This is a genomic window from Mesorhizobium sp. B263B2A (assembly GCF_020165775.1).
Classification (GTDB): domain Bacteria; phylum Pseudomonadota; class Alphaproteobacteria; order Rhizobiales; family Rhizobiaceae; genus Mesorhizobium; species Mesorhizobium opportunistum.
In genome coordinates this window covers 56,716-75,432 of the sequence record NZ_JAIUIU010000009.1, presented here as the reverse complement: position 1 = coordinate 75,432, position 18,717 = coordinate 56,716, and the positions used below count along the sequence as shown (strand labels likewise).

21 protein-coding genes are annotated in these 18,717 nt (G+C 62.6%); 10 read left to right on the top strand and 11 right to left on the bottom strand.

Going from position 1 to position 18,717, the window contains the following annotated elements:
• Position 1: 1 nt before the first annotated feature.
• A complete protein-coding gene (locus LB568_RS16345) occupies positions 2 to 1,783 on the bottom strand; it encodes a chloride channel protein (protein ID WP_224730629.1) in 1,782 nt (593 codons plus the stop codon).
• 130 nt (positions 1,784 to 1,913) lie between these two features.
• The gene (locus LB568_RS16340; RefSeq protein WP_224730628.1) at positions 1,914 to 2,213 is read right to left on the bottom strand and encodes a putative quinol monooxygenase; all 300 of its coding nucleotides are present in this window, start codon (positions 2,211 to 2,213) and stop codon (positions 1,914 to 1,916) included.
• Positions 2,214 to 2,329: 116 nt separating this feature from the next.
• Here LB568_RS16340 and flhA point away from each other — a divergent pair, with 116 nt between their 5' ends.
• The 3 genes from flhA to LB568_RS16325 are packed head-to-tail and all read left to right on the top strand — an operon-like array spanning position 2,330 to position 5,551.
• Entirely contained in the window at positions 2,330 to 4,417 is a 2,088-nt protein-coding gene (gene flhA, locus LB568_RS16335) for a flagellar biosynthesis protein FlhA (RefSeq protein WP_013893189.1), read from the top strand.
• Positions 4,414 to 5,166, top strand: coding sequence for a flagellar biosynthetic protein FliR (gene fliR / locus LB568_RS16330; protein ID WP_023778482.1), 753 nt, complete (start codon positions 4,414 to 4,416; stop codon positions 5,164 to 5,166). The genes flhA and fliR overlap by 4 nt, the downstream gene beginning before the upstream one ends.
• A 1-nt stretch (position 5,167) precedes the next feature.
• The gene (locus LB568_RS16325) at positions 5,168 to 5,551 is read left to right on the top strand and encodes a hypothetical protein (protein ID WP_224730627.1); all 384 of its coding nucleotides are present in this window, start codon (positions 5,168 to 5,170) and stop codon (positions 5,549 to 5,551) included.
• Positions 5,552 to 5,646: 95 nt separating this feature from the next.
• Here the strand turns inward: LB568_RS16325 and LB568_RS16320 are convergent, their stop codons facing one another.
• The 4 genes from LB568_RS16320 to LB568_RS16310 are packed head-to-tail and all read right to left on the bottom strand — an operon-like array spanning position 5,647 to position 8,337.
• Positions 5,647 to 6,492, bottom strand: coding sequence for a DUF1194 domain-containing protein (locus LB568_RS16320; protein ID WP_224730626.1), 846 nt, complete (start codon positions 6,490 to 6,492; stop codon positions 5,647 to 5,649).
• A 39-nt stretch (positions 6,493 to 6,531) separates the two neighbouring features.
• Positions 6,532 to 7,227 carry a hypothetical protein gene (locus LB568_RS16315; RefSeq protein WP_224730625.1) on the bottom strand — a complete coding sequence of 232 codons (696 nt, stop codon included), beginning with the start codon at positions 7,225 to 7,227 and terminating at the stop codon, positions 6,532 to 6,534.
• The gene (locus LB568_RS33495) at positions 7,224 to 7,355 is read right to left on the bottom strand and encodes a hypothetical protein (RefSeq protein WP_263497038.1); all 132 of its coding nucleotides are present in this window, start codon (positions 7,353 to 7,355) and stop codon (positions 7,224 to 7,226) included. The genes LB568_RS16315 and LB568_RS33495 overlap by 4 nt, the downstream gene beginning before the upstream one ends.
• On the bottom strand, positions 7,339 to 8,337 hold the full coding sequence (locus LB568_RS16310; protein WP_224730624.1) for a DMT family transporter: 999 nt from the start codon (positions 8,335 to 8,337) through the stop codon (positions 7,339 to 7,341). Before LB568_RS16310 ends, LB568_RS33495 begins: the two co-directional genes overlap by 17 nt.
• A 151-nt stretch (positions 8,338 to 8,488) precedes the next feature.
• Between LB568_RS16310 and LB568_RS16305 the strand changes: the two genes are divergently transcribed.
• From LB568_RS16305 to LB568_RS16295, 3 genes are all read left to right on the top strand, one after another.
• Positions 8,489 to 10,474: a BTAD domain-containing putative transcriptional regulator gene (locus tag LB568_RS16305; RefSeq protein ID WP_224730623.1), complete on the top strand. Its 1,986-nt coding sequence runs from the start codon at positions 8,489 to 8,491 to the stop codon at positions 10,472 to 10,474.
• Positions 10,475 to 10,689: 215 nt separating this feature from the next.
• A complete protein-coding gene (locus LB568_RS16300; RefSeq protein WP_013893181.1) occupies positions 10,690 to 10,977 on the top strand; it encodes a hypothetical protein in 288 nt (95 codons plus the stop codon).
• Between the two features lie 304 nt (positions 10,978 to 11,281).
• Positions 11,282 to 11,626 (top strand): hypothetical protein, encoded by a 345-nt coding sequence (locus LB568_RS16295; protein ID WP_224730622.1) that lies wholly within the window; start codon positions 11,282 to 11,284, stop codon positions 11,624 to 11,626.
• Positions 11,627 to 11,808: 182 nt separating this feature from the next.
• Here the strand turns inward: LB568_RS16295 and LB568_RS16290 are convergent, their stop codons facing one another.
• From LB568_RS16290 to LB568_RS16275, 4 genes are all read right to left on the bottom strand, one after another.
• Positions 11,809 to 12,300, bottom strand: a complete 492-nt coding sequence (locus LB568_RS16290; protein WP_224730621.1) for an anthrone oxygenase family protein — start codon at positions 12,298 to 12,300, stop codon at positions 11,809 to 11,811.
• 328 nt (positions 12,301 to 12,628) lie between these two features.
• The gene (locus LB568_RS16285) at positions 12,629 to 13,762 is read right to left on the bottom strand and encodes a substrate-binding protein (protein WP_224730620.1); all 1,134 of its coding nucleotides are present in this window, start codon (positions 13,760 to 13,762) and stop codon (positions 12,629 to 12,631) included.
• A gap of 72 nt (positions 13,763 to 13,834) precedes the next feature.
• Positions 13,835 to 14,107 (bottom strand): hypothetical protein, encoded by a 273-nt coding sequence (locus LB568_RS16280; RefSeq protein WP_010910579.1) that lies wholly within the window; start codon positions 14,105 to 14,107, stop codon positions 13,835 to 13,837.
• A gap of 90 nt (positions 14,108 to 14,197) precedes the next feature.
• Entirely contained in the window at positions 14,198 to 15,775 is a 1,578-nt protein-coding gene (locus tag LB568_RS16275; protein WP_224730619.1) for an HD domain-containing phosphohydrolase, read from the bottom strand.
• Positions 15,776 to 15,912: 137 nt separating this feature from the next.
• Between LB568_RS16275 and LB568_RS16270 the strand changes: the two genes are divergently transcribed.
• From LB568_RS16270 to LB568_RS16255, 4 genes are all read left to right on the top strand, one after another.
• On the top strand, positions 15,913 to 16,524 hold the full coding sequence (locus LB568_RS16270) for a rod-binding protein (RefSeq protein WP_224730618.1): 612 nt from the start codon (positions 15,913 to 15,915) through the stop codon (positions 16,522 to 16,524).
• A 13-nt stretch (positions 16,525 to 16,537) separates the two neighbouring features.
• Complete coding sequence (locus tag LB568_RS16265; protein ID WP_013893173.1) at positions 16,538 to 16,960, top strand: hypothetical protein; 423 nt, start codon at positions 16,538 to 16,540, stop codon at positions 16,958 to 16,960.
• Between the two features lie 29 nt (positions 16,961 to 16,989).
• Entirely contained in the window at positions 16,990 to 17,505 is a 516-nt protein-coding gene (locus tag LB568_RS16260; protein WP_224730617.1) for a hypothetical protein, read from the top strand.
• Positions 17,506 to 17,713: 208 nt separating this feature from the next.
• The gene (locus LB568_RS16255) at positions 17,714 to 17,998 is read left to right on the top strand and encodes an SCP2 sterol-binding domain-containing protein (protein WP_013529756.1); all 285 of its coding nucleotides are present in this window, start codon (positions 17,714 to 17,716) and stop codon (positions 17,996 to 17,998) included.
• A gap of 80 nt (positions 17,999 to 18,078) precedes the next feature.
• On the opposite strand, the gene LB568_RS16250 is transcribed toward LB568_RS16255, so the two are convergent.
• Positions 18,079 to 18,648 carry a GNAT family N-acetyltransferase gene (locus LB568_RS16250; protein WP_224730616.1) on the bottom strand — a complete coding sequence of 190 codons (570 nt, stop codon included), beginning with the start codon at positions 18,646 to 18,648 and terminating at the stop codon, positions 18,079 to 18,081.
• Between the last annotated feature and the right edge of the window lie 69 nt (positions 18,649 to 18,717).

Genomic DNA, 18,717 nt, shown 5'->3' with positions numbered 1-18,717 from the left:
CCTAACCCTCGCCCGACAGGTCCCGGCGCGCCTTTTCGAGTTCCTCGGCGTAGCGCCGCATCAAATGGCCCTCGGTCAGAAGCCCGAGCACGATGTGATCGGTGAAATCCTCGACCACGGCCAGTTCTTCGGCGCCGGCACGCTGGAACGTCTCGGCGGCGGCCTGCACGTTCATGCTGGGCACAAGGACGGCATCCTTGTACTGGGCAAGATCGCGCACCGGCACCTCGCCGCCGGCTTGATCGCTGTGCAGTTCGGCCACGATCAGCACGCCGACATACTCGTCACCCGGATCGACGGCGATAACGCGCTGGGCCGAGCCGAGCGGGATTTCCTTGCGGAAGACGTCCAGCGTCGTCGAGGCATCGATCGTCCTGATGTCCTTGCGCATCATCGAGCCGACGGTGAGGCTGCGCATCCAACCGACGTCGTGGGCGCTGCGGATCGTCTCGCCGCGCAGATGGAAGCGCCATGTCGAGAACGAATAGCCGAAGGTCTCGCGCACCAGGATCGCCGCCATGATCGAGGCGGCCAGCACCACGCCGGTGAGTGTCAGGTCGCGGGTCGATTCCAGCGCCAGGAAGGTCATCGTCAGCGGACCGCCGACGACACCGACGGCCAGCGATGTCATGCCGACGACGGCGGCCACGGAAGGGTCGATACCGGTCGCCGGCGAGACCAGCGCCATCACGCCGGCGAACGCCTTGCCGAGCAGCGCGCCGAGAAACAGCGAAGCGAAGAACAAGCCACCGCGAAAACCAGAGCCTAGCGAGACGGCTGATGCCGCGAGCTTCAGCACGAAGACGCTGGCGACAACGGCCAGACCGTAATTCATGGCGAATTCGCGATGCAGCGCGCCATGGCCGCTGGACAGGACCTGCGGCGTGATCAGTCCCAGCAGGCCGACAATGACGCCGCCGATGACAGGGCGCAGCGAGGCATCGATGGACAGCCTGTTGAACCCGCGTTCGATCAGCGTCACCAGTTGCATGATGGCGATCGAGGCCGCACCCCCGAGCAGCCCAAGCATCAGGAACGGCACATACTGGCTGGGGGTGAGCGCCGGCAGGCCGGCAAGTTCCAGCGGAAACGGCACGCCGCCGAACATTTCCGCCGTCAGCGAAGCCGAGATCGCGGCGGTCATGACCGGCGCGACGTTGGCGACCGAATAGATGCCGATGACCAGTTCGAAGCCGTAGAACGCCCCCGTCAGCGGCGCGTCGAAGGCGGCGGCGATGGCACCGGCGGCACCGCAGCCGACCAGGATGCGGACATCGTTGCGGCGCAGCCTGAACATCCGCGCTAGCCGCGACGCCACGCCGGAGCCGACCTGCGTATAGCCCGCCTCCAGGCCGACCGAAGCGCCGAAGCCGCTGGAGATCATCGTCTGGCCGACGATGATGAAGGTGTCGGTCAGCGACATGCGCCCGCCATAGAGCGCGTTGGCCTCGATCGGATCGACCGGTGTGCGGAATTTCCGCTTTCTCAGCCAGATCACGCTCAGCCCGAGCAGGATGCCGCCGATTGCCGGGGTCAGCGCCTGCATCGGGTTGGCGAGCGAGAACATGCCGGAAAGCCGGCCACCTGGTTGGACGCCAAACAACAGCCCATGCATATCCTGCACGATCTGGCTCATCGCGGTGACCAATATGCCCGCCATGACGCCGATGATGCCGGCCAGGATGACCACCGCGATGCCGCGTGCTTCGAGCAGCGGGATCGACCTCAAAAGCACCGCGCGCAGCCGGCGGGCGTAGACTTGCGGTTGGTTTCTGGAAAGCACCGGGGCGGCTCGCCGATATCGGAAAAGGCAACGGAAAGCCGCTGATACGCCCGCCGACACCGCATGGCAACCACAATGGCGACATGGAAGGCGCCGTTGTGGCCAAGAGGCCGCTCATTGCGTGAAGCGCTCAGGTCGGCATCGGCTCGCCGGCCTCATAGAGCACGAGATTGCGCTCGCCAATGCCAAGCGTAGTCCAGGTCGAGCGCCACTCGGCGATGTGCAGCGAGCGGAAATGCGCATCGAGGGCGGGCCTGTCGCGCCACACCTCGGTGACGCGGATCAGCCCGGCATCGAGCACATCTCGTGCATAGGAATATTCGAGGCAGCCATCCTCGGCGCGGCTGCCCGATATCATGCGCTCCATCGCGGACTTAGCCTCCTCGAACTTGTCGGGCGGCAGGCGGATCGTGCCGATGATGACGAGCATGGGTCTTCCTTTTTGCGAGACGTCGGAGCGGGCCACTCTCCCACCCTCGCGCAAGCTTGGCCAGCTACCCTCGCCGGGTTGTCGCATGCGCGGCAGCACATGGTTCGAGGACTTCAATGGCGATCACCGAAAGCATCCAGCCGGGCGCGGTGGCCAAGAATGGCCGCGACATCTTCTTCGCGCTCGGCATCGTCGTCATCCTGGCCGTGCTGTTCCTGCCGATCCCGGCCTTTCTCATCGACATCGGCCTTGCTTTCTCGATCGCGCTTTCGGTGCTGATCCTGATGGTGGCGCTGTGGATCCAGCGGCCGCTCGATTTCTCCTCGTTTCCGACCGTTCTGCTCATCGCCACAATGCTGCGGCTGTCGCTCAACATCGCCACCACGCGCATGATCCTGTCGCACGGCAATGAGGGCACGCACGCCGCCGGCTATGTCATCGCCGGCTTCTCCAAGCTGGTGATGGCGAGCGACTTCGTCATCGGCCTGATCGTCTTCATGATCCTGATCGTGGTGAACTTCATCGTCATCACCAAGGGCGCCACCCGTATCGCCGAAGTCGGCGCCCGCTTCACGCTGGACGCCATCCCCGGCAAGCAGATGTCGATCGACGCCGACCTTTCCGCCGGCATGATCGACGACAAGACCGCGCAGTTGCGGCGACGTGAACTGGAGGAGGAGTCCTCCTTCTTCGGCTCAATGGACGGCGCCTCGAAATTCGTCCGAGGCGACGCCATCGCCGGCCTCATCATCACCGCCATCAACATCGTCGGCGGCATCGCCATCGGCTACATCAGGCACGGCATGGGTATGGGCCAGGCCGCCGACGTGTTCATCAAGCTGTCGGTCGGCGACGGCCTCGTCACCCAGATCCCGGCGCTCATCGTCTCGCTCGCCGCCGGCCTGCTCGTTTCCAAGGGCGGCACCCGCGGCTCGACCAACCAGGCCGTGTTCGGCCAGCTCGGCGCCCATCCGCGAGCCCTCTATGTCGCGGCGGCGCTGCTGGTGCTGCTCGGCCTGATGCCCGGCCTGCCGCTCTTCCCGTTCTTCGCGCTGGCCAGCGGCATGGCCGGCCTCGGCTACATCATCCCAATGCGCGCCAACCGGGTCCTCGCCGAGGCCGAGGCGCTGAAGGACAAGGAGAAGGCAAGCAAGGTCGAGGAGGAGAAGAACTCGGTCAAGGCCTCGCTCGCCACCGCCGAGATCGAGCTTCTCATCGGCAAGCAGCTTTCGACCCGTCTCCTGGTATCGCACCAGGAGCTGGTCTTCCGCATGTCCAAGATGCGCAAGAAATTCGCGCAGCAATACGGCTTCGTCGTGCCGGAAGTGCGCGTCGCCGACGATTTCGCCATCCCGCCGAAAAGCTACCAGATCAAGGTGCACGGCACAGTGGTCGCCGAATACCAGATGCGGGTCGGCGAGATCATGGTGCTGCTCGGCAATCGCGACGTGCCTGAAATACCTGGCGAGGAGATCCGCGAGCCTGCCTTCGGCATGCGCGCCTATTCCGTCATGGAAACCTTCGCCGAGGATTTGAAGCGCGAGAACTACACCTTCGCCGACAACATGTCGGTGCTGCTCACCCATCTCTCGGAAGTCATCCGCAACAACCTGCCGCAGCTTCTGTCCTACAAGGACATGAAGGCGCTGCTGGAGCGCCAGGACCAGGAATACCGCAAGCTCGCCGATGAGATCTGCACCACGCACATCTCCTATCCCGGCCTGCAGGCGGTGCTGAAGCTGCTGCTCGCCGAGCGCGTCTCGATCCGCAACCTGCATCTGATCATCGAGGCCATCGCCGAGATCGCGCCGCATGTGCGCCGCACCGAGCAGATCGTCGAGCATGTTCGCATCCGCATGGCGCAGCAGATCTGCGGCGATCTCTCGGAGGGCGGCGTACTCAAGGTGCTGCGCCTCGGCAACCGCTGGGACCTCGCCTTCCACCAGAGCCTCAAGCGCGACGCCAAGGGCGAGGTGCGCGAGTTCGACATCGATCCGCGCCAGCTCGAGGAATTCGGCCAGGACGCCACCAAGGCGATCAAGAAATTCCTCGAAGCCGGCGAGCGCTTCGTCCTCGTCACCGCGCCCGACGCACGCCCCTATGTGCGCATGATCATCGAGCGCCTGTTCACCACGCTGCCGGTGCTCTCCCACGTCGAAATCGCCAAGGGCGTCGAGATCAGGGTGCTCGGGACCATATCGTGAGCGTTCTCTCGCAGAGCGTCGTCATCGCGGCGTTCCTCGCCTTCTGTCGCATCGGCGCCTGCTTCATGCTGATGCCGGGCCTGTCCAGCGCCCGCGTGCCGGTCCAGGTCAGGCTGTTCGTGGCAGTCGCCGCCACCGGCGGCCTGCTCGCGTTCCTGTGGGACAAGATCTTTCCCTTCGTCGATGCGCGCCCGCAAATCCTGGTGCCGATGATCATCTCGGAACTTCTGGTCGGCGGGCTGATCGGCGCCATGACCAGGCTTTACATGGAAGCGCTGCGCTTCATGGGCTCGGCCATCGCCATGCTGATCGGCTATGGCGGCTCCGGCGGACCGGCGATCGAGGAGCCCGAACCGCAGGCAGCCCTTGCCGCCATCATCTCGTTCTCGGCGCTGCTGATGCTGTTCGTCTTCGATTTCGACCACGAAATCATACGCGCCCTGGTGACGTCCTACACGGTCGCGCCGGTCAACATCTTCTTCAACCCGCAGGCGGCCCTCGTCGATGTCGCCGACACGGTGTCGGACACATTCTTCCTGGTCATCCGCCTCGGCAGTCCCTTTGTCGCCTACGCCCTTCTCGTCAACCTGACGATCGGCTTCGTCAACAAGCTGACCCCGCAGATCCCGATCTACTTCATCTCGCAGCCCTTCGTCATCGCTGGCGGCATGATCATCTTCTATTTCGCCATCGGCACCATGCTGTCGCTGTTTGTCGACGGCTTCGTCGACCTGACGCTGGCGAGGTGACATGAGTACGCGCAAGGACCGCCTGCGGAAACTGGTCAAGGTGCAGGAACAGCTAAAGGCGCTGCACGAGACCCGCCACGCCACCTTCCTGGCCGCGGCAAACGCCGCCGAGGCCGAGGCCAAGGAGCTGATCGGCCATTTCGACCAGGACAATTCCCTCTCCAGCCTGTTCCCCGATCTCTACCACCGGCGCATCGCCCAGGCCGTCGTGCGCCAGGAAGAAAGCCTGGAAAGCGCCAGGCAAGAGGCCGGCCTGATTGCCACGGCAAACGCGCGCACCAACATGGTCGAACGCGCCTACAAGGACGTGCGCAACCGCGACGAGCGCGAACGCTCCGACCGTGAACGGCTGGATTTGATCGCGCAGAAGCGAAGCCAGGAGTAGCCGAGGGAATTCTGTCTATGATCCTGCAAGCTGACGCTGGCAGCGACCATACTAGAGATTGCTGCTGCGCCATCTCCCGGCGCACCGCCTAGCCTTCACAGCGGGTGGTCGACGTTCATACTTACTTCAGTGACCAGCTTGCGGCGAAGAGCCATGACATAGTCGTCCGGCCCCTTCGGCGTTATGACGAAGGCCTGGGAACCGCCAATGACCGATTTGGCAAAATAGGATGCCAACGTATTGTCGGGGTTCTCATCTTCCATCGGGATGGCGATCGCGTTGATCGTGTATCCCTTGGCAATGGCGTTCAACCTTCTCGGCTGAACAGGAAGCCCATCGTTGTTCTCGCCATTGGAAGAGATGTCGATTACTTTCCTGGCCGCCTTTCCAGGAAACTGGTCGAGCAAAAGACTGCCGATGTCGATGGCTGAGGAAACGGATGTTCCTCTGCGTCCTCTGCGGGTAATTCCGGTATCGCCTTTCTTGCTGATCACCGATGCTGCCGCTCTGGCGTCTTCCAGCCCGCAGATGTTTGTCCACGGAAGCACAGTGCGTGCGTGTCCGGGACTCGACCATTCAAAGTAAGCCACGCTGATGCAGCCAACATAGTTCCGCGCGATGGCCGCGATGATCTCTGGCGACGTGAGCGCGGCGGCATGACCCTCGCGCTGCAGGTCGGCAATCTTCGGATCGATCGAGGATGAGAAATCGACCGCGAATACGATGGCGACATCGACATCGGCGGCATGTGCTTGCGGCCCCCAAAACATCGAAGCGGCAAGTGCCCCCGCCAGTCCAAAGTACGAGCTAACCCGCTTTGCCGGCCACCTGACCGATCGCTTCGCCGGCTCCGGAATGCCCTTCCCTCTCATCCGCGGCTGCTCGTGAAAGGAGCCTGTCACAGACAAGCCAGTTACGTCCTGATGCACAGTTGCGCACATGTCATTCTCCATCGAGCAGCCGTTTCAAAGCGGCCATTTTCAGCATGTGGAAATTTGGCGAGGGATCCCCACGCCGAACAGCAGCAGATCGGCCCTGGTCCACAGAGCGTAGCAACCAAGCAAGGTCAGCGGCATGGCGAGTACCGCGAAGGATCCGCCCGACCTGACCTCCTGCAAGGCCCAGCCCAGGGCGGCGGCCGCCGCCAAGATCGCGGGCAACCGGCTGGCAAGCACCGCGCTGCGGAATGGATCGGGCCAGGCGGCCGGCCACACCGGAACCTGAGTGCCCGGTGTGTGGAAGGTGCTGCCGAATTTGCCCAGGGCGTGCAGCAGGCCGGACGTCGCCGCAAGCAGAGGATCGCCGAGCAGCAACAGGGCGATGCCGAGCCCGATCGCGCCCAGGCCTGACAGGAAGTCGCCGAGACGGTTGAGGGCGAGATCGGGAGGATCCGGCCTTGCCCAAGCTCGGTGATAGGCTTCGCCGCCGCAGAAGAAGACCAGAGTAGCCAAGGTCAGCGCAACCGTGCCACGGCTGCCAGCGAAATGATCCATCATCGCCGTGATGACAGCGCTTCCCTCCTGCAAGCCGACAGGCGCGACGGCGATCTGGATTGCAAAACCGACGACGAGGCCGAGCGCGTTGCCGCTGTTGTAGTAGCCGCCGGGTCCCCTCATGCGGGCGCGAAGCGCCGATACCAATTGTGCGAGCGGAACAAGGTTTGCCGGCGCGGTCACCACGGCACCCTCGCGACAAATCCGGCCGCCATCGACAGGGCGAACGCCGCCTGGCCGATCAAGATCATCGGCGCCGTACCGGGCGGCAGCCGGATCTGGAACAAGTTGGCATCAACGGCAAGGGGCATTGCGTTCCTCCACTGGACCTGAACTGTTGGGGGGACGATCGCCTGCCCAGGTTGCAGGCACGGCTGCAAAGGCAGAAGCCGTGTCCAAGGGATCATTCGAAGCGACCCGCAAGGGCCCGCCTGCCTGCGGCGTTCGGTTCGACATTGCGACGGACAGGATCGCACCCAGGATGATGCCGGCACCCAATACGCTCGCCGATGAGTTACGCTCGCCGAGAAAGATCGCCGCGCCCAGTGCCCCGAAAACGCATTCGGCACTGACGATCACGGCGGCGTGGCTCGCCGGCGTGAAGCGGAGGGCAGCCGTCTGTATGCCGAAGGCAATTGCGGTGGAGAACAGGCCGAGGACCGCCAGCTCCGGGGCGGCTGCGAATGCAGCGGCCAGCGACAGGTTGCCTTGCGTTGCCCCGAGCGGCAGGGCGAAGGCCGCGGCGCCAAGAAACTGTGTCGCGGCGGCGGTGAACGGTCGCGCGTGGGTCTGCATGTGCCGGCCCAATTCGATGGTCCAGAGCGCATAGCAGGCAGCCGAAAGGATGGCGGTTAGATCGCCGCCGCTGAGGCCGGTGATCCCATCCGACAAAAGCAGGTCTCCAACCACGGTCAGCCCGGCAGCGACTGTGAGGCTCGCTGTCGGGCGTTCGCCGATGAGCAACCAGGCGGCCAGTGGCGTCATTACCGTTGCCGTGCTCACAAGGAAGCTTGCATTGGTGACGGAGGCGCCGACATAGCAAAGCTGCTGAAGCGTGATGGAGATTGCAAACAACGCCCCCACCCTGGCCAAGCTGGAATAATAGCCCAGCCCAACCGGCAGCCGCCTTTCGGTCATGATGAAGGGCAGCACAAGAAGCCCACCGATCAGACAGCGCAGGCCTACCGCACTCAGCGCGTCGAGATGAACAAGCACCGTCTTTTGCGCGACATTGCCGAAGCCCCACAAAGCGGCTGCAAATAGCAGCAGCAAATTGGCTTTTGTCCTGGACACTCGCCCCCCCCAAACCAAGTCTTCCGTTGACTTGGCCCACCTAATTTAGGAAAGCCTAAGTTACTTGCCGTTACGGCAGCATTTGAGCGCGGGGGCCAACGGCGGCGAAACGTTAGTTTCGAGTTAGGATTTCGTCAGGCTGGGATAGCGAATGCGAAATGAGGACAGCGGCGCTGCAAACAGAATCTCACTCTTCGGCGGGTTCCGGATTGATAATGAAACGGCCGGTCCGCTTCGGCTGACCGGGAAACGGGGGCCAGCAATCATTGCTTATCTGGCCCTGAGTCCGGGTATGGCGGCGACACGGGAGAGGCTGGCGGACCTGTTATGGGGCGACAGCGATAGCGAACATTCGCGCAATAGTCTTCGGCAAACCCTCAGCGTCTTGCGCCGGGATCTATCGCGCGCTCGAGTGGATCTTATCCACTCGAGCGCGGAGTCCATCAATCTCAGGCCTGAGCTGGTTCGGGTCGACGTGCAGGAGTTCGAAGCGGGTCTCGCGGCCCGGTCCGCGCACGAACTCGATACGGCTTTGGCGAGCTACACCGGCCCATTTCTCGACGGACTTTATTTGGGAAGCAGTGGGTTCGATGACTGGGTCGCATCGGAACGCGACAGGCTGCTCGGCCGCGCTCTTGTGTCTTTCGAAAAACTGGCTCGCCTTGTCGACTCTGAAACCGGGCTGGTCCTTGCCGATCGCCTTCTGGCCATGGAACCGACGCGGGAAGAATCTTACCGGCTCAAGATGGAATTATTCCTCGCACGTGGCCAACGCGACAGGGCGATCAAGACATACGAGACCTGCAGAAGCATGCTGAAGAAGGAGTTCGGTGTCGAACCTGGCCCAGAGACGCGGGCGCTTTGGCAATCCCTGCTCCTTGCTGCCGAGACGGCGTCAAATGTTCCGTCGGCAAATGGTATTCCGACCGGCCAGCGCCTCGGGCGCCCGTCTATCAGCGTTGCCGATTTCACCAATCTGACCGGAAAACAAGGCGATGATTTTTTCGCCAGGGGGCTCGTCCAGGACATCACCACGGCCCTCTCCGAGGTAGCCGACTACGTCGTGCTGTCCGCGCCTCCGTCCATGGAGAAGAAAGGCCCCGGCGAAGAAGACAAAACGCCGGGAATGCTCCGGGCGCAATATTTGCTCAGCGGCAGTGTCCAGAGATCCGGCAATGGGCTGAGGGTGAACATCCAGCTTGTCGATACCGCGGGCGGCCAGCATGTCTGGGCCCAGAAATTCGACGGCAACTCAGAGAACGCGCTCGAATTCCAGGACAGGATCGCGCAGTCCGTTGTTCTGGCCGTGATCCTCGAACTTCAACTGACCAACTGGAAAGTCCGTGACAAAAGCCCGCCTGGCCCCCCTGAAGTGCGCAGGTTGGTGAACGAGGCTCTCATGAAGTATTTTGAGATGACCCAGGATTCGCTGTTGGTCGGGATTGAGCTTGCCGAGAAGGCCCTCTTGATAGGTCCCGACAACGCCCGTGCAAAGCGGACGCTCTCGATCGTGACCTCCATGGGCGTGGCGTTTGGCGCACTGCCTCGGGAGGAAGGGCTGATCGAGCGTGCGCTTCAGCTTGCGGAAGCCGCGGTGAGGGCCGTGCCGGACGATGAAATTGCCCGGTGTATCCTGTCATTCGCACTCGAAAGTTCTGGCCGTATCGACGAGGCGGTCGTCGAGTCCCGCCATGCAATCAGCCTCAACCCGAACTATCCAAGCGGTCACGGCGATATTGCGATGCTGTTTGCCCTCCGCGGACAGATCAGCGAAGCAGTCCGCGAGGCCAACGAGGCAATTCGGCTCGGGGCGCATGACGTCATCGACTTCTGGCGTCACCACGGCTTGGTTGTGGCGCTGTTTGCCGGCGGAGACGATCAGCGGGCGCTCGAAGTCGCCCGCAGGGTGGTCAGGACAAAGCCGGGCTTCGTTCGAGGCGCCCTATATTGGGCTGCGGCCGCGTCGGCAACCGGAAACAACGAAGAGGCGTCCCGGGCCATCCACCATTGCCTCTCACAACTTCCACATCTCAACCTGGGCAATGTCTGCCCTGGTTTTGTGCCACGTTATGTGAAGGATCATCAGCACTCGAGATTCCTTGAAATGTTGTCGAGAGCCGGCCTTCCCAGTTCCTAGAGCAAGGTGAGAAATCGCGGCCGGTCTGTGATCGGTTGGTCTCAAGCCAATTTCCTCCTGCCGCTCTCCAGTTTCTTCCAAGACGTTCAAATTTGAGCTTCCGTACTCACGCTTTGTCGAGAGTATCTCCTGTAATCACTTGAACCTCCTGCGCCGAAAGTTTTAGCCGTTCTGAATCGCCGGCGGCGACGATGACGATGAAATAGGAGAACGCAATGACTCGCAATCACGTTGAACGTCTTGAAGAGTTCAGGGAAATCCTGATCGCGACTCGACGCGAAGGAGTCCGCAACGTGCACCATACTCGCGACGCGATGCGGGCAAGCGGCTTTCAGATCGGAGACAGCGACGGCTCTAGCTACGGAGCCGAACTGAAGGCGCTCCAAGAGGAAATCGAGGCCGTCGATCGCGCCATCGAAGACGAGAAGCGGTTGGTTTTGGCCCTCGAGAGCGCGGCTCAATCCCGTCGACCGGCTAAACCGAGAATCGTGAAGGGAACATAGCTTCAGGTACGGCCGTTGGCGCTGGTCGCGCCGATCGCCCGCGGTCTGGTGTCGGGCTCGCCGCCGTGGCGTGCACCCCTGGCGTCATCCGTTGCCATCAAACGTCGGGACAGCCGAAGCTGCCTTCTGCCGAGGTTGTCAATGCTTCGGGCATTGCGCTTGGCATTGTTGCCTTTGCGTCTGCTGAAATTCACGCGGGTGGGGTCAGTTCTCCGCTTGGCCTCTGTTCGCGATGGGCCAGGAGGCCCACCTCTACGCCCCTAGCACCAGCATATCTGGGACCTAAACATCTCGGTAGAGACCAATGTTCGCGCCAAGTGAGCTTTTGTTGAGTTTCGAGGGAGCGTTGCGAAACAGCTTCCGGTCCTTCTGCATATTGAAACGAGCCGCAGTTGTAGCCGTAAGCGTCAGCATGCAGTTTTGCCTGGCGGTGGCTCACTCCTCAGAAGAGCAGGACGTGCGCTGCCCCCCTGGTCGCAACCAGGATCCGTATCTAGTTTGGAAAGGTATTGCCGATCCGGCGCAAGCAAAGCTGTTCCTGAGAAAACAGTTAGCAGACATTGGGAACTTAAATGACTTTTCCGTTTGGCTTAAATGCCAAGGTTTTGAAGTAAGGTTGAAAAATCTGGCTTTCACAACCCTCACCTGAAGCGGTGGTGATCGCATCGTTCGTGATCAAAGGCAAGAACAGACATCCTTTGTGGAACGAGCGGGTAGCTTTTTTGTTTGGCATTTGGCCAAAACTCTATGCCCACAATCTGAGAATCTATGTTCGCAACGGGCATGACGTATCGCGAATCACAATTGAGCACACGGTTGAATAGGCTGCGACTAAACGACAAGTGAGATCACCAAAGCCAGCAAGCCGATGCTGGTGAGAACGGCCCGCGTTACATGGGCATATTCCCAACGATCACGAAGTTCGGTCCAATCCGGCTGCGGACCGTCGCGCTTCCCGCCAGCCCCGAAGAAGGCTGCGCCAGGCACGCCCACCGGCGCGCCTTCCATCCAGTATTTGTTTACCGGGTGGATCGCGAGCCAATAGATCGCGACGGTTGCCAGCAGGGCAAAAAAAGCGAGCAGGACAGCCCAGAAGGCAGTGGTTCCAGCCGGGACTAGAAATAGCAGGAGACCGGTCACGACGACACTCAGCGGTTCGGCCGCGCCGCCGATCGTAAAGCTGGGATAATAGATGTGCTGCACGGCGCGATATGTGCGCTCGTCTAGGCGCATCTTGCCTGGAAGCTCCAGGGCGTGTGCGACCGATAGCGCCATGGGCAGCGCGGCGATCACGACAGCCACGACTTGCAGCAGGCTGAACATTCCTCGCCTCCGGGTTCGCCATCGACAATACTATGGGGCGAACGCCGATGGGCACGCGATGTTCCGTTGTAGCATCTGGATTTGAGACCTTTTGGCTCCAGGCAACAGGCCGGCCTGATTGCCATGGCAAACGCGCGCACAAAATGGTCGAGCGCGCCTGCAAGGACATGCGCAACCGAGACGAACGCGAACGCTCAGACCGCGAACGGCTGAATTTGATCGCGCAGAAGCGAAGTCAGGAGTAGCCGCGGAATTCTGTGCCGTTGGGTGGCGAGGGCAACCATCTACCCGTCCGCCACCCTCCAGGAACACTGATCGACGCCGTGGCTCAGCCAGCTTTGCTGAGGTGGAGTTCATCGGCAAGTACACGTTCGTTGGGATCGATCGGACCCAGGTTCTTGACGACCCGGAAGCGACCGCCCTGCGCCTGCGCGATGTACATGTTCATGCGAACATGGTGCTGGCCGGGGACCATTTCGGCCGGTCCACCCGGGCCCTCGCTGATGCGGGCGTGATCGAGTGCCCGGATGACCGCGCCCTGATCGAGCGTGCCGGCTTCGTTCACTGCTGCTTCCCACATCTTGATTGCCCGGTAGTGGCCAGTGCAGCCGCTGCCTGCGGTCAACATGGCGCTGCCGGAGAATCGGTCCTGGTAGCGATGCAGGAGCGCTCGGCCAAACGGATCCTCGAGCTCCTGATAGTAGTCGAGGCAGCTGTAGAGGCCTTCGATCTGTTCGGACGGCACGAGATTGAAGAAGTTCTCGTCGAAGTAGGTGCAGACGATCTTGCCGCCGCGTTTGCCGAAACCGGCCTTGTACAGCTCTTCGAAGAACGGTGTCAGGCCCGGCGGAACAATGGTATTGAAAATCACGTCGGTGCCGCTCGCCATGATCTGATGCACAGTCCGCCTGAAATCGACGGTGTCCAGCGGAAAATACTCCTCGCCGACGATCTCGCCGCCATTGGCGCGCACCACCCGGCTCGCCGCCTTGTTCAGCAGATGGGGCCATATGTAATCGGCCGACGGCAAATAAAACCGCTTCGCGCCGGTGCTGTTCATGAGCCACGGTATCAATGGCTCAACCTGCTGCGCGGGGACGGGTCCCGTGCAGAAGATCAGGGGATGGTTTTCCTGTCCCTCATATTGCTCGGTATAGATGTAGAGCGTCCTGCCCCGCGTAACCGCCTCGCTCTTGATGACCTGCCGGGTTGAGCTGTAGATGCCGCCGACGACCAGGTCGACCTTGTCGACGTCGATCAGTTTCGCGGTCCTTGCCTTGGCGGCGCCGTCGATGGTTTCGCCATCCTCGATGACAAGCTCCAGTGGCCGGCCGAGCAAGCCGCCCCTGGCGTTGATATCGTCGACGAGCATGGTGGTGAGGTTCGCATTGGCGATGCCCATGAAAGACAACGGGCCGGTGAGTTCGGCGATAAGTCCGATCTTGATGGGTTTCGGATTCATTTGATCTCTCCAAATCTGGGGGTTCGTCGGGCGCGCCGCCGCCGGGGGGCAGGCGGCGCTCAGCGAGGGACCTCAGGCCTCGTAGTGGCCGAGCAGGAGTGCTGCCTGCGGCTTGCCGACATGGCCGGCTTCCTGCAGGATCGCGGGCACCTCCGGATCCGACACGAAATTCTTCCAGCCCTCGGCGTCCCAGTCGAAGATCGCCCAGACGCGGTCTGGCTCGCTTGGGTCGCGGAAGACGGTCGCACCATTCGAGCCGTGCAGCCGGCGCTTGTCGGCGCCCTTGGTCGAAAAGATACGGATGAAGTGGTCGATATCAGCCACTTTGGTCGTTGCGAGAAGCATTGGATTTCCTCCTGTCGGTCGCGGCCACCATTGGTCCGTCGACAGGATCACGATGAGCGCCCCGGAGCGGGCGCACATGGGGTGGATTCCCTATGTCTGCGTCTCGCCTGGCCGGACAAGGCCATGCTCGACCGCGTAGAGCGCTGCTGCCGCGCGGGTGGTCACGCCGATCTTGGCATAGACGCTCTGGATATGGTGGTCGGCGGTCTTGGGCGAGATATCCAGCTTGCGCGCCGCTTCCTTCGCCGTAAGGCCGGCGGCAATCAGGCGCAGCACCTCGATTTCGCGCGGCGTCATTCCAGCCAGCGGCCGGGGCGGCGTCCGGCGCGACGGCTGCCCGGCGAAGGACAGCACGGCCTCGGCAGCGTCAGGGCAGATGCAGCCCTCGCGAACGGCGGCGCGTAACTGGCTTGCCGCCGCATCACTGGACAGTGCCCGGCGGTGAGGGCGTTCCTCTCGCGACGTCTGGAATGCTTCGGCAGCGGCCAGGATCCTCGCCGCCGGGGACAGGTCGGAGGCGTGGACCTTGCGGTGATAGCCCGAGCCGTCCAGGCGTTCGTGATGGCGAAGCACGAGAGCGGCCATCGCTTCGCCCTCGCGACCGAACGAGGCCAGCGCCCGCTCGCCGTAATAGGCATGCAGCTGCGCCGCGTCGCGCTCACGGACAGACAGCGGGCCGTTACGCATCCAAGTCGCCACCGGCACCACGAGTTCGCCAATGTCGTGGATACAACCCGACCAGCGCAGCGCACGCAGGTCGGTGGCGGGAAGCTTCATTTGTCCCCCGGCTCCCTCGGCCAGTTGCGCCACCATCCGTGAATGGCCGTAGGTAAGCGGCATGCGCATGTCGATCATGTCGGCGATGGCAAGGAACGCCTCGTCGCAGCCTGCCTCGTCCAGCGTCACCGGCGGATCGGGCTCGAGCGCCAGTATCGTCTCACGGTCGACCGTCGCGCCGATCCCCTCCATCAGCGCCGGCGCGTTGGCTGAGACGAGCCGGGCCAGATCCGCTTCGTATGGGCCATCCGCGCGACTGGCGATGGTCTCGGCCATTTCCTCGATGCCGACGGCTTCGCTGAGCGCGATGGCATCCTGCGCCAGCGTAATCAGGCGCACGGCTGGCAGGACATCCTCGCCGCTCAATCCACGCGGCAGGCCCTTGCCGTCCCAGCGTTCGTAGATCTGCCCGAGATTGTGCCGAATCTCCTCGGAAAGGCCGAGCCGTTGGCCGATCCGCTGCGCGACCTCGCAATGCGCGGTAAGCACCGGGCGCGCGACCGCGAGCGCCTGCGACATCGCGGCCTCGATCGCCCTGGCCTGCGCGTCAGGCTCGAGATCGTAGTAGAACCGCTTGAAAGCCTGCACGAAGACCCTGCCCAGTTCCGCCCGATTGCCCATGTCAAGACCGACAAGATCCTGACGGAGCGCGATTTCGTCGCCGAAGGTGGCCGACAGAAGGTCCGTGTCGGCATTGCAGCCGACATAGCGCAGCATCGACTGGTGGTAGGCATTGCGCCGAACCTCATCGGAAACACCCCCAAGCGCGGCAATCCGCATTGCAAGCACGCAAGATTTCAGCGCGAAGTCGCGAGAATGGCCAGTGGCGAGATCGGAAGCATAAGCCAGGACCATCATGAAGTCCGCGCGGCGTATCGAGACGTCTGTCATCGCACACCCCCCAGTGAGCTCTATGCTAGCCCCGTGGGCCGTCAATACCTAGGGAAAATCGCAAGCTTGACGTATCGACGCGCGCCTGCATTCCGCCTCCCCTCTCCCTCGCAAGCCTGCCACAAGCTTGTTGAGGCATGGTCTGGCCAAGGAAACCCGGCAAAAGGCGGACTTTCTTGGCAATTTCTCCACCCAGCGACATCGTTATGGATGTCGCCCGAGCCGCGGAGCCGGCGGACATCGAGGCTGCCCGCGCCGCGCTGACGAAGCGCGCCGGCGGTGCTGCGGGCACGTTCTCGGTCGATACCGCCGCGTCGGTCGATGCCGGCTCGATCCTGTCGCGCGCCACGGCCGACAAGGCGGCCGCGACAGCCGACCCGGCCAAGAAATTCAGGAAGTTCGAAGCGATGGTCTTGCAGACCTTCATCCAGAACATGCTGCCCAAGGACACCGAAGGCGTCTACGGCACGGGTCTCGCCGGCGACATGTGGAAATCACAGCTTGCCGAGCGTGTCGCCGACGTCATGGCCGATCGCGGCGGCATCGGCATCGCCAAGTCGCTGCTCGCCGACCACTACATGGACGGCAAGCGCAAGGTGCCGATCGGCCCGGTTTCAAATGGACCGGAGAAGACCGAGATCGACCAGCAAACCCGTCTGTCCACTTCGCTCGTCCAGGAATTGCAGCGCAAGGCCGCAAGGTCGATGACCGGCGACGAGATAACCACAAAAACAGACATCAAGATCTAAACTGGGAAACGCCATGGCCGACATTACGGAATTCACCCCAAACCTGCCGGCGCGCACGACAGAATCGGAAACACCGATCCAGTTCGCACGGCCTGGAAACCTGGCCGCCATCATCGGCCGCATCGAGGAAGTGGTCGAGGAAGAGACCGCCGGCATCCGTAGCGACACCAGCTACGACCTCAAGGCGTCGAACGCCCGCAAGAGCCGCTATCTCTATGAACTGACCCGCGCCATGAAGGGCGGCAGCGAGGTCGAATTCCTCGAGCAGCACCGCGAGGGCCTGACCCGGCTGCGCCAGAAGCTGGCGAGGAACGAGGCGGCGATCCTGGCGCATCTCTCCGCCGTCAACGAGGTTGCCGGCCTGTTGCGGACCGCCATTCAGCGTGCCGAGACCGACGGCACCTACTCCGCCGTTGAATTCGGCAGGAAAGGTTAGGGCGCGATGATTTCGGGCTCGGGCTCTCGATGATGAAGGTCATTGCCATCGCGGTCTGGATCTGCGCCGCCACGCTCGGCGCGGTGTTCTATTCGTTCCAGGCAGCGGGTGAAAAAGGTGTCGGCGAAACCCCGAAGCCGATGCTGGGCGGGTTGGACTACGTCAAGACCGACATCATTTCGGTGCCGCTGATCCACAACGCCTCGATCGACGGCTACTTCCTGACCAAGCTCGTCTACACTGTCGAGCCGGAGCAGATAAAGAAGCTGTCGATCCCGGCCGACGCGCTGATCACCGATCAGGTCTACACCTATCTCTATTCCAACCCCCAGATCGACTTCACCAACAAGCAAACGATCGACCTCGATGCCTTTCGCGCCGCGATCCGCGACACCATCAACACCCGTGTCGGTGCGAACCTGGTGCATGAGGTCCTGATCGATCAGGTCAACTTCCTGTCGAAGGACGAGATCCGCGACAACTGGCTGCGCCGCAAGAAAAGCGAGACCGCAAGCGAGATGACCAAGGCGTTCAAGGACCATTGAGCCCCGCAAGGTGCTGCTCGTGCCGACGCCGGCATGTGCGGCGATAGGAACCAGCCCCTGCAAACCGCGTTGACGTAAACGTCAATCCAAAGCTATATGCGGCAGCGATCATGATCGCCAAAGATGCGGCACGGGCTTCCGCCGGACCGAAATGCCCTGCGCTACAGATACAACCGGACAAGCAGATGCAACCAGACAGGAGAACAGCGTGAGCGTTCAGGAGATTGCCGAGAAGATCAAGTCACGCGTGGCCAGCAGCGGGTTCGATCGTTCCGTGAAGTTCGACACCGGCAGCGACGGCGTCATCGTCATCGACGGTGCCACCGTCTCGAACACCGATGCCCCGACCGACTGCACCATCAAGCTCTCGCTCGACGACCTGGACTCGCTGATCGCGGGCGATCTGAACCCGACCATGGCGTTCATGACCGGCAAGATCAAAGTCGAAGGCGACATGACGGTCGCCATGGCGCTGAGCCAGTTGATCGGCTGAGTGCGCGGCCGCTTGAACGCGGCTCTTTGAGGTCAGACAAACGCCGCCTTTCGGCGGCGTTCGTTTGAGGGGTTGGAGCCTCAGGCCGCCAGCGTCGGCGCCTGCGCCTTCAGCTTGCGGCCGGCAGCCTTCAGCGTGCCCACGGCACCATCCAGCGCCCCGTCCACCAGTTCCAGCGCCAGCAGGCGATGCCGCTCATAAGGTCCGGGCATGGCGAGCGAACCGGTCCTGGCGGCCGAGAACCCGAAGCGTCCGTAGTAGGGCGCATCGCCGACCAGAAGGATCGCCGCGTGGCCGAGGCGCGCCGCCTCGGCGATGGCGTGGCGCATCAGCGCCGAACCGATGCCGGCATTCTTGAGCGACGGGTCGACCGCAAGCGGGCCAAGCAGCAGTGCGGCAGCACCGCCCTCGCCCAGCCTGACATCCCACAGCCGCACCGTGCCGGCAACGCCGCCCGAGGCATCGCGCGCGACGAAAGCCAGGCCTTCCGAAGGCCGGCGGCCGCGCCGCAGCTTCTCCGATGATTTGGTCTTGCGCTTCGGCCCCATGGCACGATCGAGCAAGGCTTCGCGCGCCGCGACGTCGGCAACGGTTTCCGCGACCATCATGAAGGCCGGCGCATGAGCTACGAGTTCAACTGACATTTCCATTTCCGCAATCCCTGGCGAGCGGAGATCTGTTCCACAGGCGAGCCCGGGTGGGCGACAGGCGCCCACCTG